At 32.6% G+C, this 14,584-nt stretch carries 20 protein-coding genes and 1 tRNA gene; 8 read left to right on the top strand and 13 right to left on the bottom strand.

All coding sequences use genetic code 11. The features are described 5' to 3' along the window. The 7 genes from BG20_RS11205 to BG20_RS11175 form a co-directional block, all read right to left on the bottom strand. Positions 1–269, bottom strand: a 269-nt coding sequence (locus BG20_RS11205) for an ATP-binding cassette domain-containing protein (RefSeq protein WP_010195518.1), incomplete at its 3' end; no start/stop codon positions are given. Positions 270–365: 96 nt separating this feature from the next. Continuing rightward, positions 366–1,322 (bottom strand): transcription initiation factor IIB, encoded by a 957-nt coding sequence (locus BG20_RS11200; protein WP_007401224.1) that lies wholly within the window; start codon positions 1,320–1,322, stop codon positions 366–368. Continuing rightward, positions 1,319–1,585: an H/ACA ribonucleoprotein complex subunit GAR1 gene (locus BG20_RS11195; protein WP_010195517.1), complete on the bottom strand. Its 267-nt coding sequence runs from the start codon at positions 1,583–1,585 to the stop codon at positions 1,319–1,321. Before BG20_RS11195 ends, BG20_RS11200 begins: the two co-directional genes overlap by 4 nt. Positions 1,586–1,659: 74 nt before the next feature. Then, positions 1,660–1,959, bottom strand: coding sequence for a signal recognition particle subunit SRP19/SEC65 family protein (locus tag BG20_RS11190; protein WP_010195516.1), 300 nt, complete (start codon positions 1,957–1,959; stop codon positions 1,660–1,662). A gap of 4 nt (positions 1,960–1,963) precedes the next feature. Then, positions 1,964–2,344 (bottom strand): 30S ribosomal protein S8e, encoded by a 381-nt coding sequence (locus tag BG20_RS11185; RefSeq protein ID WP_010195515.1) that lies wholly within the window; start codon positions 2,342–2,344, stop codon positions 1,964–1,966. Between the two features lie 64 nt (positions 2,345–2,408). Then, entirely contained in the window at positions 2,409–2,987 is a 579-nt protein-coding gene (gene scpB, locus BG20_RS11180) for an SMC-Scp complex subunit ScpB (protein WP_007401228.1), read from the bottom strand. Positions 2,988–3,041: 54 nt separating this feature from the next. Next, a complete protein-coding gene (locus tag BG20_RS11175) occupies positions 3,042–3,716 on the bottom strand; it encodes a chromosome segregation protein ScpA (protein WP_010195514.1) in 675 nt (224 codons plus the stop codon). A 95-nt stretch (positions 3,717–3,811) separates the two neighbouring features. On the opposite strand from BG20_RS11175, the gene BG20_RS11170 reads away from it, so the two are divergent. The 3 genes from BG20_RS11170 (at position 3,812) to BG20_RS11160 (ending at position 6,465) form a co-directional block, all read left to right on the top strand. After that, entirely contained in the window at positions 3,812–4,864 is a 1,053-nt protein-coding gene (locus BG20_RS11170; protein ID WP_010195513.1) for an alcohol dehydrogenase, read from the top strand. Between the two features lie 52 nt (positions 4,865–4,916). Next, positions 4,917–5,666: a response regulator gene (locus BG20_RS11165; protein WP_048097257.1), complete on the top strand. Its 750-nt coding sequence runs from the start codon at positions 4,917–4,919 to the stop codon at positions 5,664–5,666. Positions 5,667–5,763: 97 nt separating this feature from the next. Continuing rightward, on the top strand, positions 5,764–6,465 hold the full coding sequence (locus BG20_RS11160) for a fibronectin type III domain-containing protein (RefSeq protein ID WP_010195510.1): 702 nt from the start codon (positions 5,764–5,766) through the stop codon (positions 6,463–6,465). Between the two features lie 34 nt (positions 6,466–6,499). On the opposite strand, the gene BG20_RS11155 is transcribed toward BG20_RS11160, so the two are convergent. The 3 genes from BG20_RS11155 to BG20_RS11145 form a co-directional block, all read right to left on the bottom strand. Then, on the bottom strand, positions 6,500–8,035 hold the full coding sequence (locus BG20_RS11155) for a hypothetical protein (protein WP_238527622.1): 1,536 nt from the start codon (positions 8,033–8,035) through the stop codon (positions 6,500–6,502). 141 nt (positions 8,036–8,176) lie between these two features. Next, a complete protein-coding gene (locus BG20_RS11150; RefSeq protein WP_007401234.1) occupies positions 8,177–8,677 on the bottom strand; it encodes an Lrp/AsnC family transcriptional regulator in 501 nt (166 codons plus the stop codon). A gap of 69 nt (positions 8,678–8,746) precedes the next feature. Beyond that, on the bottom strand, positions 8,747–9,310 hold the full coding sequence (locus tag BG20_RS11145) for a YkgJ family cysteine cluster protein (RefSeq protein WP_010195506.1): 564 nt from the start codon (positions 9,308–9,310) through the stop codon (positions 8,747–8,749). Positions 9,311–9,427: 117 nt separating this feature from the next. Between BG20_RS11145 and eif1A the strand changes: the two genes are divergently transcribed. Together eif1A and BG20_RS11135 are read left to right on the top strand one after the other, a co-directional pair. Next, a complete protein-coding gene (gene eif1A, locus BG20_RS11140; protein WP_048097259.1) occupies positions 9,428–9,739 on the top strand; it encodes a translation initiation factor eIF-1A in 312 nt (103 codons plus the stop codon). Between the two features lie 87 nt (positions 9,740–9,826). Continuing rightward, entirely contained in the window at positions 9,827–10,018 is a 192-nt protein-coding gene (locus BG20_RS11135; RefSeq protein WP_007401237.1) for a cold-shock protein, read from the top strand. An 88-nt stretch (positions 10,019–10,106) separates the two neighbouring features. On the opposite strand, the gene BG20_RS11130 is transcribed toward BG20_RS11135, so the two are convergent. Next, positions 10,107–10,233, bottom strand: a tRNA-Tyr gene (locus BG20_RS11130). Between the two features lie 110 nt (positions 10,234–10,343). Between BG20_RS11130 and BG20_RS11125 the strand changes: the two genes are divergently transcribed. Together BG20_RS11125 and BG20_RS11120 are read left to right on the top strand one after the other, a co-directional pair. Next, on the top strand, positions 10,344–10,955 hold the full coding sequence (locus BG20_RS11125) for a hypothetical protein (RefSeq protein WP_010195502.1): 612 nt from the start codon (positions 10,344–10,346) through the stop codon (positions 10,953–10,955). 34 nt (positions 10,956–10,989) lie between these two features. Further along, positions 10,990–11,400, top strand: coding sequence for a translation initiation factor IF-5A (locus BG20_RS11120; RefSeq protein WP_007401239.1), 411 nt, complete (start codon positions 10,990–10,992; stop codon positions 11,398–11,400). Positions 11,401–11,429: 29 nt separating this feature from the next. Here BG20_RS11120 and BG20_RS11115 read toward each other — a convergent pair whose 3' ends face one another. Further along, positions 11,430–12,245, bottom strand: coding sequence for a CBS domain-containing protein (locus BG20_RS11115; protein ID WP_010195496.1), 816 nt, complete (start codon positions 12,243–12,245; stop codon positions 11,430–11,432). A 143-nt stretch (positions 12,246–12,388) separates the two neighbouring features. Here BG20_RS11115 and corA point away from each other — a divergent pair, with 143 nt between their 5' ends. Next, positions 12,389–14,035, top strand: a complete 1,647-nt coding sequence (gene corA, locus BG20_RS11110) for a magnesium/cobalt transporter CorA (protein WP_048097258.1) — start codon at positions 12,389–12,391, stop codon at positions 14,033–14,035. 41 nt (positions 14,036–14,076) lie between these two features. Here corA and BG20_RS11105 read toward each other — a convergent pair whose 3' ends face one another. Continuing rightward, a complete protein-coding gene (locus BG20_RS11105; RefSeq protein WP_010195494.1) occupies positions 14,077–14,340 on the bottom strand; it encodes a hypothetical protein in 264 nt (87 codons plus the stop codon). Positions 14,341–14,584: the final 244 nt, after the last annotated feature.

The raw sequence follows: 14,584 nt of genomic DNA, 5'->3' as shown, positions 1-14,584 counted from the left end.
GTTGGATATTGGAACCCTAAAAATAATCCCTTTTTTGCACGTTCATCTGCTGATAAATCTAAGATGCTTTCACCGTCAAGTAAAATGTCCCCTTGTGTAACTTCGTATTTTGGATGTGCAAGTAATGTATAAGCTAAAGTGCTTTTTCCAGAACCGTTTGGTCCCATAATGGCATGTACTTCTCCTGGACCTGTTTTCAAATTAACTCCTTTGAGAATTTCTTTGCCCTCACGTTTTACATGAAGATCTCTAATCTCAAGAACTGCCATAGATAACACTGTTATGTTTCTATATATAATACCCACGAAATTTAGCTAATCCTAACAGGTTTTTTTAAAATAAATAAAATGAAAAAGGGGGTGGGGTTAAAATTTGGCCAGAGATGGTCTCAAAGTAATTTTGAGTTTGTAATATGTGAGAATCTCTTTACATCTATTTCTGATAGTGACTTCTGTAACGCCTGCAATGCTTGATACATCCCTTTGAAGGACATTTTGCCCAAGCAAAACTGATGCAACATAAAGATACGCTGCTGCAATTCCATTTGGAGCTTTTCCATCTGCAATGCTACTGCCTTTAGTTTTTTCTGCTATTTCCAAGGCAAGTCTTTCAACTCTGACTTCTGTTTGAGTCATGTTTGCTATCTTTGAGATGTATTTGTCCATAGTAACTACTGGGGCATTCACATGTCCCATTTCCATTACCATGGTTCTATAGTATTTTGCTGCAAGTTTTGTTTTTGACTTGACATCTTTTGGTGCACATATCCCCCTACAAATTTCTTCTAGTGATCTTACTACATCACATTGTTTGCATGCCATGTAAATTGTAGCTGCTGTAATACTTGCTACTGATTTCCCCTTTACTTCGACATGTCCATCCAAGTTTCTGTATATCATAGAAGCAGTCTCCAAGACATTTTTTGAAAGGTTTAGACCATCACATGTTTCACCTAATTTTGATAAAACATTTGCTAATCTTCTTTCTCTTGGTGAGGAAACACGTACTCGCTGTTGCCATTTTCTGAGATTATGCATTTGATTTGCAACTTGGTGGTTGATTGTTTTTCCACTGAAGTCTTTTGTACTAATTGATATCTCAGTTGTTATTCCCAAATCATGTTGAGAATAAGTTGTTTGTCCTGTGGCTCTTGCTAGCTTCATTCTATCTTCGAGATTTGCACTTTTTGTTTCTGGACCATAATCTACCATCTGTTCTGCAACTACTACGCCGCAACCAGAGCAGATTATTTCACCATTCTGAATATCATCTACTAGAGATGCTTGACATTCAGGACAGCTTTGTGTTTGTAATATGTTCATTTTCTTCTTCTCCTAAATTTTTGTGTGTTAGCAGGAGAATGATCAAACGTGAAAACACTTTTGCCAATGTATTTTTTGATGTTGTTAGTTAACGGAGTTGCTGACGCAAACGGTCTTTTTATTGGACCTATTAGTTCCATTACTTTAGCAACTTTAGTTCCCGTCTCGTCACAGAGTATCTGTCCTTCAGCTAACTTACCAGTCAACTGAATTATCACTCTGCCGCTACCGGCTAAGTGCATTATTTCACCTACCTCCTGCAATTAGAGATCATAAATAACGTATTCTTATCATAGACTTCTGTCAACTTTACTTTAGCTAAGAGCTAGATTTGATTTTATTTTGTTTGCTTGGCTCTTTTTGAAACTAATTTTTCTGAAATTTTGTTAAGAATTTTTGTCTTTGTAGATTCTTTTGGCAACACTATGTATCCTGACCTTACATAGGGTCTTTTAGGAAATCTTACCTTCTCATCTGTCTCTGTGATTTGAAATCCTGCTGCTTGTGCAGCTTCTGTTAATTCTTTTAATGATGGGTCAAAAACACATTTTTCTTTTTCTAATTTTCTTCCCTTTGCTCTAGGAAGTGTTTTGTTAAAATAATCCAACCAGATTACGACATGCTCGTAATCTTTCATTTCATCACTTTATTAGAACTGCGTTTACTGTACCTGACTGTCCTGGTTTAGAAACAACTCTGCAATTTCCTTGTTCTGTTTCAAGAATTGCACCTTTTGTAATGATCCCTCTTCTTTGATAATCATTGTTTGTCGCATTACTAATTACTTTTAGAATTTTTAATTTCTTTACTTTAGAATCTCCTGAAGATACATTTACAAAATCAATAGTTTTCAAAGCTGTTTTTGTATTGTTACCTCTAACTCTTCTTGTTATGGTAACCTGTGCTCCTACTACTGGTTCATTTGGATATCTATCTATTTCAGATTTTCTTCTAATTCTTGCTGGTTTTCTTCTACCGCCTGTAATTTTACTTGTTGCAAGATTTTCTACTGATTTTCGCACGAATGATGTTTTAACTACTCTAATTTATACAAAACGCAAAAGTTAGGCTTGAAAATTAATCTGGTTAGTTTAGCTTGGAGATCATTTCAGGAGTTGGGTTTGACTCTGACATCTTTGCCGTTTTTCTTACCTTTGAAAATAGTCTTTGTTTGAGATTTTCAACATCTCCCTGTATTCCAAAGTATTTTTGGAATTTCTCCGTTGTATTGTAAATTTTTAATCTTCCTACATTTTGGTGTGTAATGAAATCCAACTGTCGTAATTCTTTGAGGTGTTCATAAACTCCAGATCCTCTTGTTTCTACAAGTTGTTTTGATGAAATTGGTTGCATGTATGCAATATATGATAATGTTTTTAGTGTTGCATTTGGAAGAATGGGTTTTGATGCATATCTCTTGATAGTCGAACTGTATTCAGGTTTTAATTGAAATACATATGAGCCATCAGGAAGAGTTACTACCTCAAGTGCTTTGAAGGCAGACTTTGTTTTTTTCATTATTTCATTTAATAATTCATATGTCTTTGTTCGTGATTCTGTGCCTGAAGCTCTGATTAATTCTTCTATTTTTAGTGGTCTTCCAGCAGAATAAAGGGCTGCTTCAATTCTTGCAGTTGATTCTGAGTTTGAATCGATTTTTGTCAATTGTCTCTTTTCTCCTCTGAAATATACTTAAAGAAATCCTTTCCCCATTTTTGATCAGATTGTTAACTTCTCTTTTATTAGAATAATTTTGATATCATCGTTTATTTGTTCTAAATCGACTTTTTCATCTCTTGCTAAAAATAATATGGCAAAAAAGCATCTTATAGAATCTACTGCATCTAGATCTTTAATTATTTCCTGAAGCATTCCGTATCCTGTCTCTGAAATTTTCTTTATTATCAAATCTTCATACTTTCCAATAATGTTCTCAAGTGAAATAAAATATTCCTGAAAATCAGGTGCTTCAATTGGCTCAATCTCTAGTTTGTTCCTTCTTGATTGCGGATTGGCAATTGTCCCAATCAAATTTTGTAACAAACCTAACAAATCATCTAAGGAAACCGGATAAGTCGATTCATGTCTGTATGGTATGTCTATTAACTCAATGTCTACATCTGTTCTTTGTCTGATTGGTTTTCTCTCCATTGCGGCTCGTTGTAATGCAAAAATACTTTCTACTTTCATTCTGTAGATTAATGATGATGATAATGCGGCCATGCCTGCAACTCTTAGATCTTTTTTTCCAGATTTTTCAAGAATTTTTATTAATAAATTCAAAATTTGAATAAGATCGATATCCCACACATCTTTTTTTGCAACTGAATTTGGATTAAACAGGATATTTACTGGTGCTTGCGAAATGCTTTCAGGAGATTGCTCTTCACTCACAGATTCATTCTTTTTTTATTCAATAATATCTAAGGGCTCTATTTTTTTCTCATATCCAGTCAACTCTTATATTGTTAATGTTGGATTGACAATTTATGAAATCAGCTAGAATCACTGGTCCTAACGAACCTATAAAAATTGTAGAAATGGAGACCCCCCACGCTACGGGTAATCAGGTAATGGTTAAAGTAAAATCTGTAGGTGTATGCCATAGCGATTTGCATCTTTGGGAGGGTGGATATGATCTAGGCGATGGAAAATTCATGAAAGTCACTGATAGAGGCGTAAAATATCCTGTTACTCCTGGACACGAAATAGTTGGCACTGTCCAAGAATTAGGAGATAATGTTCAAGGTATTTCAAAAGGTGATCAAGTTTTAGTTTATCCATGGATTGGATGTGGTCAATGCCCTGCATGTAAAGTTGGAAATGAAAATTTATGTGATACGCCAAAGTCACTTGGTGTTTTTCAAGACGGTGGATATTCAGATTATTCTCTTGTACCGCATTACAAATATTTAGCAAAATTAGATGGAGTTGATCCGGACTCTGCCACATCATTAGCTTGTTCTGGTTTGACTGCATATTCTGCAATCAAAAAATCAAATCAAAACGCTCCTGAATTTCTTGTAATAATTGGAGCTGGCGGTTTAGGTTTAATGGGTGTACAAATTGCAAAATCTATCACCAAATCAAAAATAATCTGTGTAGATCTTGATGATCAAAAATTGGAAATAGCAAAAGAGATGGGCGCTGATTTTGTAATAAATTCTAAAGATTCTGAAGCAACTCAAAAAATCATCGCCATTTGTAATGGTAAAGGTGCTGACAGTGTTGTTGATTTTGTTAATGCTCCCCCAACTGCAAAAATGGGATTGGCAGTTCTAAGAAAAAGAGGAAATCTTGTATTGGTTGGTTTGTTTGGAGGCTCCATGGAATTATCACTCGTCACAATTCCTCTAAAATCTATTATAATTCAAGGTGCATATACTGGAAATTATCATGATATGGTTGAACTGTTAGATCTTGCCAGAAAAGGAACCATTAACCCAATGATTTCAAAACGATATTCTCTTGATAATGCAAATTCAGCTTTGGAAGATCTTAAAGCACGTAAAATTGTTGGACGTGCGGTAATTAACCCATAGTTGTAAACTAGAACTACAAAATGTTATAAAATAAAAAAATTGTATACCTGTATTGGATTTAAAGACTAACTGTGAGGTAGCGTTAACACACCTGAAAAATAGGCAATTTATCACAGCACATAATTTACTCCTCAATCAAGCAGAGTCTCTTAGAAAAACTGACCATCTAAAATCTGCACTCTTGTATATGCTCGCATCTGAATGCAAAAAAAGGCAAGGAAAAGAATCTAAAGATGAAATTGAAAAAACCGCTGATCTTTTTTTAGAATACTCTAAAGCAAAAAATTCAAAAAACATTCAAGGTGCATTACTTTGCGCATCAAAATGTTTTTTGAGTCTTGGTGAGTTTGACAAAGCAAAAATCTCTTATCAAAAAGCAAAAACAATTTTTTCTACCTCTATTGAAAATTCAAGACCTATAGTAATTATTGATGATAGTAAAGCAATATCGATGAAACTTCAAACCTATATTGAAAAATTAGGCTATGGCGAAATCTTTCTCTTTGAAAATGGTAAATCTGGAATGAAAGGATGTCAAAAATTATTCTCTGAAAACAAGCAGCCAATTGTGTTTTTAGATATGGAACTTCCTGATTTTGATGGTGATGTAATTTCTGCAAAATTACTCAAAGAAAAAAATGATTTACAAATAATTGTAATTACCGCAGATGAGAAAACAACAAAAAGAGTGAATAAAACAATTAGCTCAGGAGTTATTGCATTTATTCAAAAACCATTTACACTTGATGAAATCAAAAAAGCAGTTGACATTGCCGAATCTGAATATTCTTTATTACAATAAATTTTCTTACATTGAAGTTTTAATATGAAGTGATTCTATTTTTTTAAAATAAATATTGAACTAATTTGTATTATTTCCACATCGGATCTAATATCCATTGATAAATTCCTCTGTCTTTAATGTTATTGCCTTTGCTCTTGATTTAGGAATGAAAACATATGTTCTTGGTTCAATTGGAATGATTGCATCTGTTCTAGTTCTTAGTTCTATTGGCAATTTTGTTTTTGCCCAAGAGGTTACATGGAAATCCGATTATCACGTTGGAATTCTTAATGCTGACATGAATTCCGAAATTCCAGTTAAAATTACTACACACTCAAAAAACTCATTGAAACTAGATTGGCAAAAACCTAATTCCGTGCAAGGTCAAGACCTTATTGGCTATGAAATTCAAAGAAAAATTCTAAACTCAGATTATGTTGATTTAATCAAGATTTCAAATCCAAAGCAGGCGTCTTATATTGATTCAAATTTACAAGATGGTTACTATGGTTACAAAATAAAACCAATTTTACAAAATATCAAATTTGTTAATGTCACAATGCATGGAATTGATAGAGAGAATAGTCTTTTTTCAACAAATATGGAAAAGCAACAATCACTTGCAGAAAATTTACTAAGACAAAACTGCATTAAATGCTTTGATAAATCGTATAAAGAGATATCAAATATTTTCCAATATGATATCCCCTTAGAAAAGAAACGAACAGGATCTGACTATCAATTAAAGTTGGATGCCGAAGCATTAAGAGCAAAATATCTTTTTGACATGTTATTTAAAATAAAAACAAACCATTGATTTGTTTTAATGTTAAATGATGAATAATTTTTATTCAATTGGATGTGGATGCTGGATCCATTATGTGATTCATTATTGTTTCTGCTTTATGCGATTCATATTTCATCTTTGACTGTATTTCAGGATTGTCTAGTTTGTTAAGTCTTTCAGGAAAATCATAAGAGAAAATGCTATTGATTTTATCATATGGCTTGTCAAAACAACCTGGACACATTTGGTTAAGTCTGTTTTCTGCCAATAATGACTGACCATATTTTGATACTAGGAATTTATCCTCTACCCCATCTTTAGTAAATGCCTTGATGATCTCTTCTTGTGACTTATCTTTTAGAGGATATTTTATTGCCCAGACTTTTTCAGACGGTATTGCATCCTCTACAATTCTTTGTGGGACGACATAATCTTTATTCCAAACACCCAGACTTAGAGTCCAAGAGTTACCGAATTCATCAACGGCTGTTGTCTTACCCGTCTCAGTCAAATGATAAATGTGGCCTCTATTGATTCCGTCATATTCTTTTGCTGGGTTTAGAGATTCTCCAATCACTTCAATTCCGTGATTGTAATAATTTTGCCAACTTAGTCTTGCTGTATCCCATACATCAGTTGCAACAATGTTAAAATCTAATGGAGTACGAAATGTGTGGTAAATTATTATTTCCAAGCAATCAGTTTGATTGCTGTCATCACATGAAACATGGTTAGTCTCAACTCGAACATTATCTAAAGCATTTTGTGGATCAGTTACGGTTAAACTCTTAGTGCCATCAAAGTCAATATCTAATTCTATCATTGCAACACTTTGACTAATTATCTGACCCTTTGCGAGTCCAAATGCAAATGAAAAGTGTCTGATGTTATCAGGTCCAAGGTTCTCATAAATTTTAAATTCTGCTTTGTTTTCTTTACCTACTTCTGCAGTGATCAATGGATATGGTGTAAAGAATCTATCAACATCCACTGAATATCCGTTATATGTGAATCCATTTGAAACTCTTCTTTCTCCTTTTTCATTTACTCCAAGTGTGGGCTCTACACAATCACCACTACAAGTACCACCATTACTTGATGAAGTTGATGATAATAATCCAAAGTCACCAGTTAAAGTAAAAGTTCCAGTATGATCAAATTTACTAGTAGTTGTTGCAGCATCAAAAAGGTTAGTTGTTGCAGCATTATCCGTAATTGTTGTTGTACCCACATTAGGAATTTGAGCACCTATTACAGTCCATGTTAGAAGTAATTCAGTTGATCCAGTTTGCCAAGTACCTGTGAAAGTTCCATCAAACGATGCAGGATTAGTAACAGTGAAGTTAGCCGCAAATTCCGTAGGACTCAAAGTTCCACCATTAGTTGCATTCACCGCCTCACTAAATCTAATTAGAATAGTATCTCCATTGGAGAAGACAGCATCGCCGTCATCAGGATCATTTGCGATAAATGCCGTAATTGTTGGTACTGCTGCATATGCATCGGGCATGACATATGAGATCGATCCAATTGATAAAACAAGAATTGCAATTATTGATAACGATGTAAAGGAGAAATATTTCATAAATAATTTTTTCATGCATACACTATTAGTGATAATGAGCTCATATTGACCAAACAATTTTTTGATGATCATATCATTTCTTATTGATAAAAAACAATTTACAAAATTTAGGAAATAGATTTTTATTTTATAACTTCTGTCTTATGAAATTTTATTTTACAACAATAATAATGACATGTTCAAAATATTCACATTTTTAATGTCAATCTCATTGATTCTATAATCTGTTAATTCCTCCGAAAACTTTTCAACAATTTTTTGAGATGTATTAGATTTTGCTGAATCGATTTGAATTATTACTAACATATTCCATTCTCCCTCCATATTTGATACCATGAGATAATTGTCTAGTTTTATGATAAAGTCTTTAATTGAATTCTTGACCATCTCCAGTGATTTTGATGGTTTAATTTTCATCAATATTGCTTGATATTCGTTAATTCCTGAAACATCTGTTAATACTGCTTTGTAACCTTTGATGATGCCGCTTTTTTCTAGTCTTTCTATTCTTTTACGGATTGTTCTATCTGATACATCATGACCTGATTTTTTTAATTCATCTGCAATCTCTTTTGATGGAGTTCTTGCATTACTGTTGAGAATTTCTATAATTTTTTGGTCTACCTTGTCCAAATTTGACCATGCATCATCGCTCATAGTCTGACTAAGTTTTACATGCTTTTGAATTTTTGCCTATTTGAAATACTCGATTAAATCCTACTTTGATCATTCTTCTAGAATCCATCCTGTCTGTATTTTGACTTTATCTGATTCTTCTCCAACCCCTGTGGCATATCTCCAAATATGTGGCGCATTTGTAATCATTTTCATCTTTATTTTAAGTAGTGATTCAATTTCAGAATTTAAATTTTGATCTGCTGTTCCATGTTCCTTGCAAAACTTACATTTTTGATCCAGTTTAATTGGTTCAGATTCAAGTAGTGGATAAGTCATACATGCCAAGGGTCTTTCATTGTAAATCTTACATGGAAATCCTCCATGAGGTGACTTAGTTGATGTTTCTGTATCTAAAAATGGACATGTGTTGCCATTTTTTTCTATTCCCATTAATTGATAAGCTAAAATTTTACTAGGTCCTGATTCTCCTTTTTCAGATACTCCTATTCTTGGTAAAATTATAATCTTTAATTTATTTACTTTTGCAAGGTTTTCTATTCTTTCTTTTTCCTCTGGCAGTATCAATACTCCAATCTTTCCAAATTTTTTAGTAGGATAGTATTCTCTTTCAATGCAACACTGAGAGCAATCTTGAATACAGTTAAACTCCATAAATTATTTTTATAATCTATAAATAAAATTCATTACAAGTCTTCAATTTCATGAAAATTCTTATATTTTTCTTTTGATAATCCCCACAGTTATATGCTCATGACTGTAATGAGTCTCATGGGCAAGCGCCAAGTAAAAAATGAAAGCGATTTAAAAGAAATGCGTTTACCTGAAGAGGGTGAACTCTTTGGTAGGGTGCTCAAGATGCTTGGAGGCGAAAATGTTATGGTAAAATGCACCGATGGTGTTACTAGACGGGGTAGAATTAGAGGAAAATTGAAAAGAAGAGTTTGGATTCGAGATAATGACATTGTGATTATAGCCCCTTGGGATTTTAAAGAAAATGAACGTGGTGATATTGTTTGGAGATTTACCTTGCCTCAAGTGGAGTGGTTAAAAGACAATGATCACATTGCAAAAGATTTCTAAGATTAATTGGTTTACGTATGATAATCTTATGTAAGATCTATTTTGATAACTTATCTTAATATACCGAATAATTTCTATTCAAATCAAATGGAACAAGGCACAGTTAAGTGGTTCAACCGCACTAAAGGCTTTGGTTTTATCGAAAGAGAATCTGGTGACGATCTATTTGTTCACAAATCAGATGTTGATGGATTCATCAATGAAGGCGATAAAGTCGAGTTTGAAGTCGGTCAAGGTCAAAAAGGACCAGCTGCTCAAAAAGTCAAAAAAACAGCATAGACAATAGATCTTTTTATTAATTTAAGAGTTCATCTTTGTTTTCTTAAATTAGTCTATTTTTTTATTTTTATTATTTTAGAAAAAACTATGGTCCCAAGCGACGGAGTTGAACCATCGACAACCCGGTTTCTGTATGCCTGATATGCTGTTATTCAGTCAGCCATCTAAAGCCAACAACTACAGCCGGGAGCTCTACCAGGCTGAGCTAGCTTGGGACAAAAAAAACCAAGTGTTCTAGTATTAAAAAACTATCGAAGATTTACTGTTTTTATTATACTTGTAGTGTTTTCTATACGCATAAATACCATTTTTCAACAAAATCGTTGTGTCAGAACTAAAATTATCCTATCCTGGATATGTCTGTGCTCCTTATTTACATAATCACGAATCTGTCACGCTAAAAGACTCTTGGATGTCTTCAGATAACATTGAATCACTTTATTTTGTAACTGGAACTTTTTCTAGTGAAAGTAAACCATATTTTTCTGATTCTTCTAATCATTATATTTTAGCGAAATTCAAAGATAGTAAATTCATTGAAGATGAATTATCCAAGCATAATCAGGAAAAAACATCGTTTGTTTTTAATATTAAAGATGAATTATTTCAAAGAGAAGTTTTGGGACAAACCAATTTTGTTACTGTCTACTATTTGGAATATGGAGAGTATGATGAGGACTTGCAACAAGTGGCAGATATCTTGTTGAAAAGAGACAAGATTTCAATTGGTGGATTAGGTCACATGTCTACTTTTTGTACAACTCCTTCAAAATTTACTTTTCCATACTCTGAGAATATTGTTGTAATTGAAGTTGCAAGTGAAAAAGGTCATCAAAGTGTAAAAAAGTATTGTGACCAAACTAAACGTGATGTTAATAGAAAAGGACTTACAATGACTAATTTATTGAGTCTTTCAATTCTAGAAAAGCTAAAGTAGAAAAGTTAAATATTCGACAAAAACCTGCTTCTTCATGAGTAAGCCCGCAGATCTTGGTTCATTGAAAATTGGCTCCTACATTTTATTGCCAGTATCTGATCAACCTGATGGTGAGCCATGCAGAATTGTTGAATATGATACATCAAAACCAGGTAAACATGGTGCAGCCAAAGCTAGAATCGTAGGAGTAGGCGTATTTGATGGTCAGAAAAGACCACATGTAGGACCTGTAAGTATGCAAGTCCATATCCCACTGATAGACAAGAGAACAGGTCAGGTCATTTCGATAATTGGAGAGACAATCCAAATAATGGATTCTGAAACCTTTGAAACTATTGATGTCACTTTAATTGATGAAGAGATTAATGGTACAGTGGCAAATGGTCAAAACGTAGAATATTGGAATGTTATGGGTCGAATCAAAATTATGCGTATTAAAAGTTAGTCTTCATTAGATATCGTATATCAAACAAATTACCCTAAAAATTCAATTCTTTCTGATTGTAATGACATGCAAATATCCCACGGTGTTATTACATGCTCATGAAAAATAATGTAAGGATGGACCATGCCGTACATTATTTTGGATATTTCTGATAAATTCACATCTTTTGAAACTTTTTTTGCTTCTTCTAGATTAAATGATTCTGCAACTCGCTGATCCAAAAATTTAACATTTCTAAAAAAATCAAATTTTTGCGCTATACTTTGAATAATCAAACGGTCGCTGATGAACATGTTTGTATTTTTTAATACTAGTTTTCTCGTATTGTTTTGAAGCATAAGGCTGATGATATCTTTGATTGTATCATTGCGACTAAATGTTATTGTTTCTTTTTTGGGTAATTCTGATATGGTTAAATCTGTAACACAGTTAGCACCAATTTCTAGTAATTTTCTTCCAGATATGGCCGAATACCCTCCAAGATTGTTTGGAATGATGGAGAATGCTCTTCTTGTCTCCTTCCATTTTTCAAGTAATTCTACAAGCTTTGTATCTTCAGATAAAATCACTAAATTCTTGTCTACCACTTCTTCTACTGTAACTTTATCAAAAAAATCTGATGATGGATTTTCAAAAATATTTGTAATTATTTCTTTACCTCCAATAACTCCGATTGGTTTTTCATCTTTTTCAGTTACAACAAGTGAATCTGTGAATGATTCTAGATAATGCATTAACATACATGTGGCAGTCCACATTTTGTTCTCTTTTCTAATACTTACTGCAGGTGTGGTTCTCAAAGAAAGAGGTAACAGTTCTTTTAGAGTTTGATTGTAAATTGGCAATATATCTCCAATACTCACAAGATGAGATGATTTATGTAAGTAAAGGTAATTCTCACTTTTGAATTTATCTTCATTTACTTTGTTATATCAAGTCATGATCTTAATCCTTTTTTACACCATATCCGTTGAGTCATTGTATAAAATTGAATAATACTTTAGGTGTGGTCATTAACCGTCTTTCCATCGGATTTCTTTTTGCAATATTATATCAAGTAGTTGTAGCTACCGCTACGTATGTTTTATCGATTCCATTAACTGGAAATATATCTGATCTTTTTTTAGGTATTAAAAAAGCTGATTCTGAAGGTATTTTGTTAATATCTTGGTGGGTGATCTCCACGGTGATCATTACTATAATCTCATTGATTATTGTAAAACACAAACAATATTTTTCAATCTATAAGAATGAAAAACACATTGAGATTCCACCAAAGATTTCTTTAATCACAATTATTGTTGTGGGTTCTGTGATTTCTTTTATGTTCTTTTTGATGGATTCTGTCATTGGTCTTTTTGCTACAAATACAGCTTCTGACGTTCAGGCAATTTATGAATCCGCACTAACTGGAAACTTTGTTCCGTTATACTTGAGTATTTTATTTTCAATACTTACAGGATTTATCATAGTTGGAGTCTCTGCAAAAACATCTAGTGTTTCAAAAATCACAAAAGATTTTAGAGTTGATAACATTCATCATCTTTCTAGACTATTAAGCAAAAAAAATTCTAAAAGAGCAACGATGACTGATACCATTGGTCTTCGTCCTGGCGCACTAGTTCACATTGGAGAAAAAAAAGTAGAAAATGTACGAATAGATTTGATAGAATATGACGAAAAAAACATAACTGAAATCAAAGATGCATCTATTGAAAATTGTTTAGAGTCTAAAAATAAATTAAATGTTTCTTGGATAAACATTATTGGAGTTCATGATCCTCACACAATTGAAAAATTTGGTAATGCGTTTGGTGTACATCCTTTACATCAAGCAAACATAATGAATACCGAATTGAGACCTTCAATTGAATTCTATGAAGACTATATTTTTTTAATGTTGAAAATGCCTCACTTTAATGAACAAACTGGAAAAATAGAACTTGAACAGATCTCATTTTTTATATCTGAACATCATCTTTTAACATTTCAAGAAATAGAAGCTGATTTCTTTGATCAAATCCGTAAAAGACTACGCGAAAATATTGGTAAAATCAGAAAATCTGAAACTGATTATCTTGGGTATGTTCTACTTGATGCAATAATTGATAGTTATTTTTTGGTTTTAGAGAAAATAAGTGACATATCAGAAAACTTGGAAGATGAATTAATGGTTAACCCAACTCCGAAGACTCTACATACACTTCAATTTTTAAAACGTCAAATGATTTTACTACGCAAATCTATCTGGCCCGCTAGAGAAGTATTGGATAATCTACAACGTAATCAAACACCGTTAATTCATGATGAAACAAAAACCTACTTGCGTGATGTTTACAACCATGTTATTCAGGTAATTGATACTACTGAAGGTCTAAGAGATGTTGTGGGCAGTTTACTTGACACTTATCTTTCTAGTTTAAGTAATAAAATGAATGAGGTGATGAAAACTCTAACTGTGATTGCCAGTATTTTTATTCCTATTACTTTCATTGCTGGAGTTTATGGAACTAATTTTGATTATATTCCTGAATTATCTTGGAGTGGGAGTTATTTTGTCATGATAGGGGTAATGGCTACAATAGTAATTATCATGCTTGGTTGGTTTAAGAAAAGAAAATGGATCTTTACATGATTTTATTTGTTAAAAATTTTACTTCTTTACCGAAATGAACACTACTTTTTATCGTGAATACTTGGTATCCCAAGTCTTACTTTGACATGCATGCCTTTTCCATGTTGACAAAGATCTCGATTAATTTCTAAAATTATCCATCTTTTTCCCTGAAGTGTGATCTCTTTAGAATCTTTTTCTAATTCATCATGTAATTGGGTGGGTAAATCGCCAAAATCTTTGTATTTTCTAATTATTTTTTCTTTTCCGTTATCCCATGTGGTAAACTCAATAACTGTTGCTAAATAGAAACTTTCATGAGTCAATTATTTAAAAATTATCCTGATGTTTTTTATTCTTTTATGGTATTATCAAAAATAGAAAAAAGTATGACTAGTCTAACTTTGCTTTGATTTTTTTGATTTGTCTCATTTCTTCAGCAAGATGACTTTTGAGTAATTTTTCATGCTCTTTTTTATGAGTACTGTATGCTTTGTTTAGACTTTGTCTTGTTTTTGCTTTTTTTAGTGAATCTGCAAATTTTTTGTGTATTGAATTCACTTGTGCAGT

This window comes from Candidatus Nitrosarchaeum limnium BG20 (assembly GCF_000241145.1).
In the GTDB taxonomy this organism is placed as follows: Archaea; Thermoproteota; Nitrososphaeria; order Nitrososphaerales; family Nitrosopumilaceae; genus Nitrosarchaeum; species Nitrosarchaeum limnae.
Note: the sequence above shows the minus strand (reverse complement) of the source record. Positions and strands in the feature narration are given on the sequence as shown.

What these genes read in the sequence shown, in the direction of transcription:
- BG20_RS11135 (WP_007401237.1), top strand. Translation starts at nt 9,827, where the DNA reads ATGGAACAAGGCACAGTTAAGTGGTTCAACCGCACTAAAGGCTTTGGT.
- BG20_RS11150 (WP_007401234.1), bottom strand. Translation starts at nt 8,677, where the DNA reads ATGAGCGATGATGCATGGTCAAATTTGGACAAGGTAGACCAAAAAATT.
- eif1A (WP_048097259.1), top strand. Translation starts at nt 9,428, where the DNA reads ATGGGCAAGCGCCAAGTAAAAAATGAAAGCGATTTAAAAGAAATGCGT.
- BG20_RS11155 (WP_238527622.1), bottom strand. Translation starts at nt 8,035, where the DNA reads ATGAAAAAATTATTTATGAAATATTTCTCCTTTACATCGTTATCAATA.
- BG20_RS11190 (WP_010195516.1), bottom strand. Translation starts at nt 1,959, where the DNA reads ATGAAAGATTACGAGCATGTCGTAATCTGGTTGGATTATTTTAACAAA.
- BG20_RS11145 (WP_010195506.1), bottom strand. Translation starts at nt 9,310, where the DNA reads ATGGAGTTTAACTGTATTCAAGATTGCTCTCAGTGTTGCATTGAAAGA.
- BG20_RS11200 (WP_007401224.1), bottom strand. Translation starts at nt 1,322, where the DNA reads ATGAACATATTACAAACACAAAGCTGTCCTGAATGTCAAGCATCTCTA.
- BG20_RS11120 (WP_007401239.1), top strand. Translation starts at nt 10,990, where the DNA reads ATGAGTAAGCCCGCAGATCTTGGTTCATTGAAAATTGGCTCCTACATT.
- BG20_RS11170 (WP_010195513.1), top strand. Translation starts at nt 3,812, where the DNA reads ATGAAATCAGCTAGAATCACTGGTCCTAACGAACCTATAAAAATTGTA.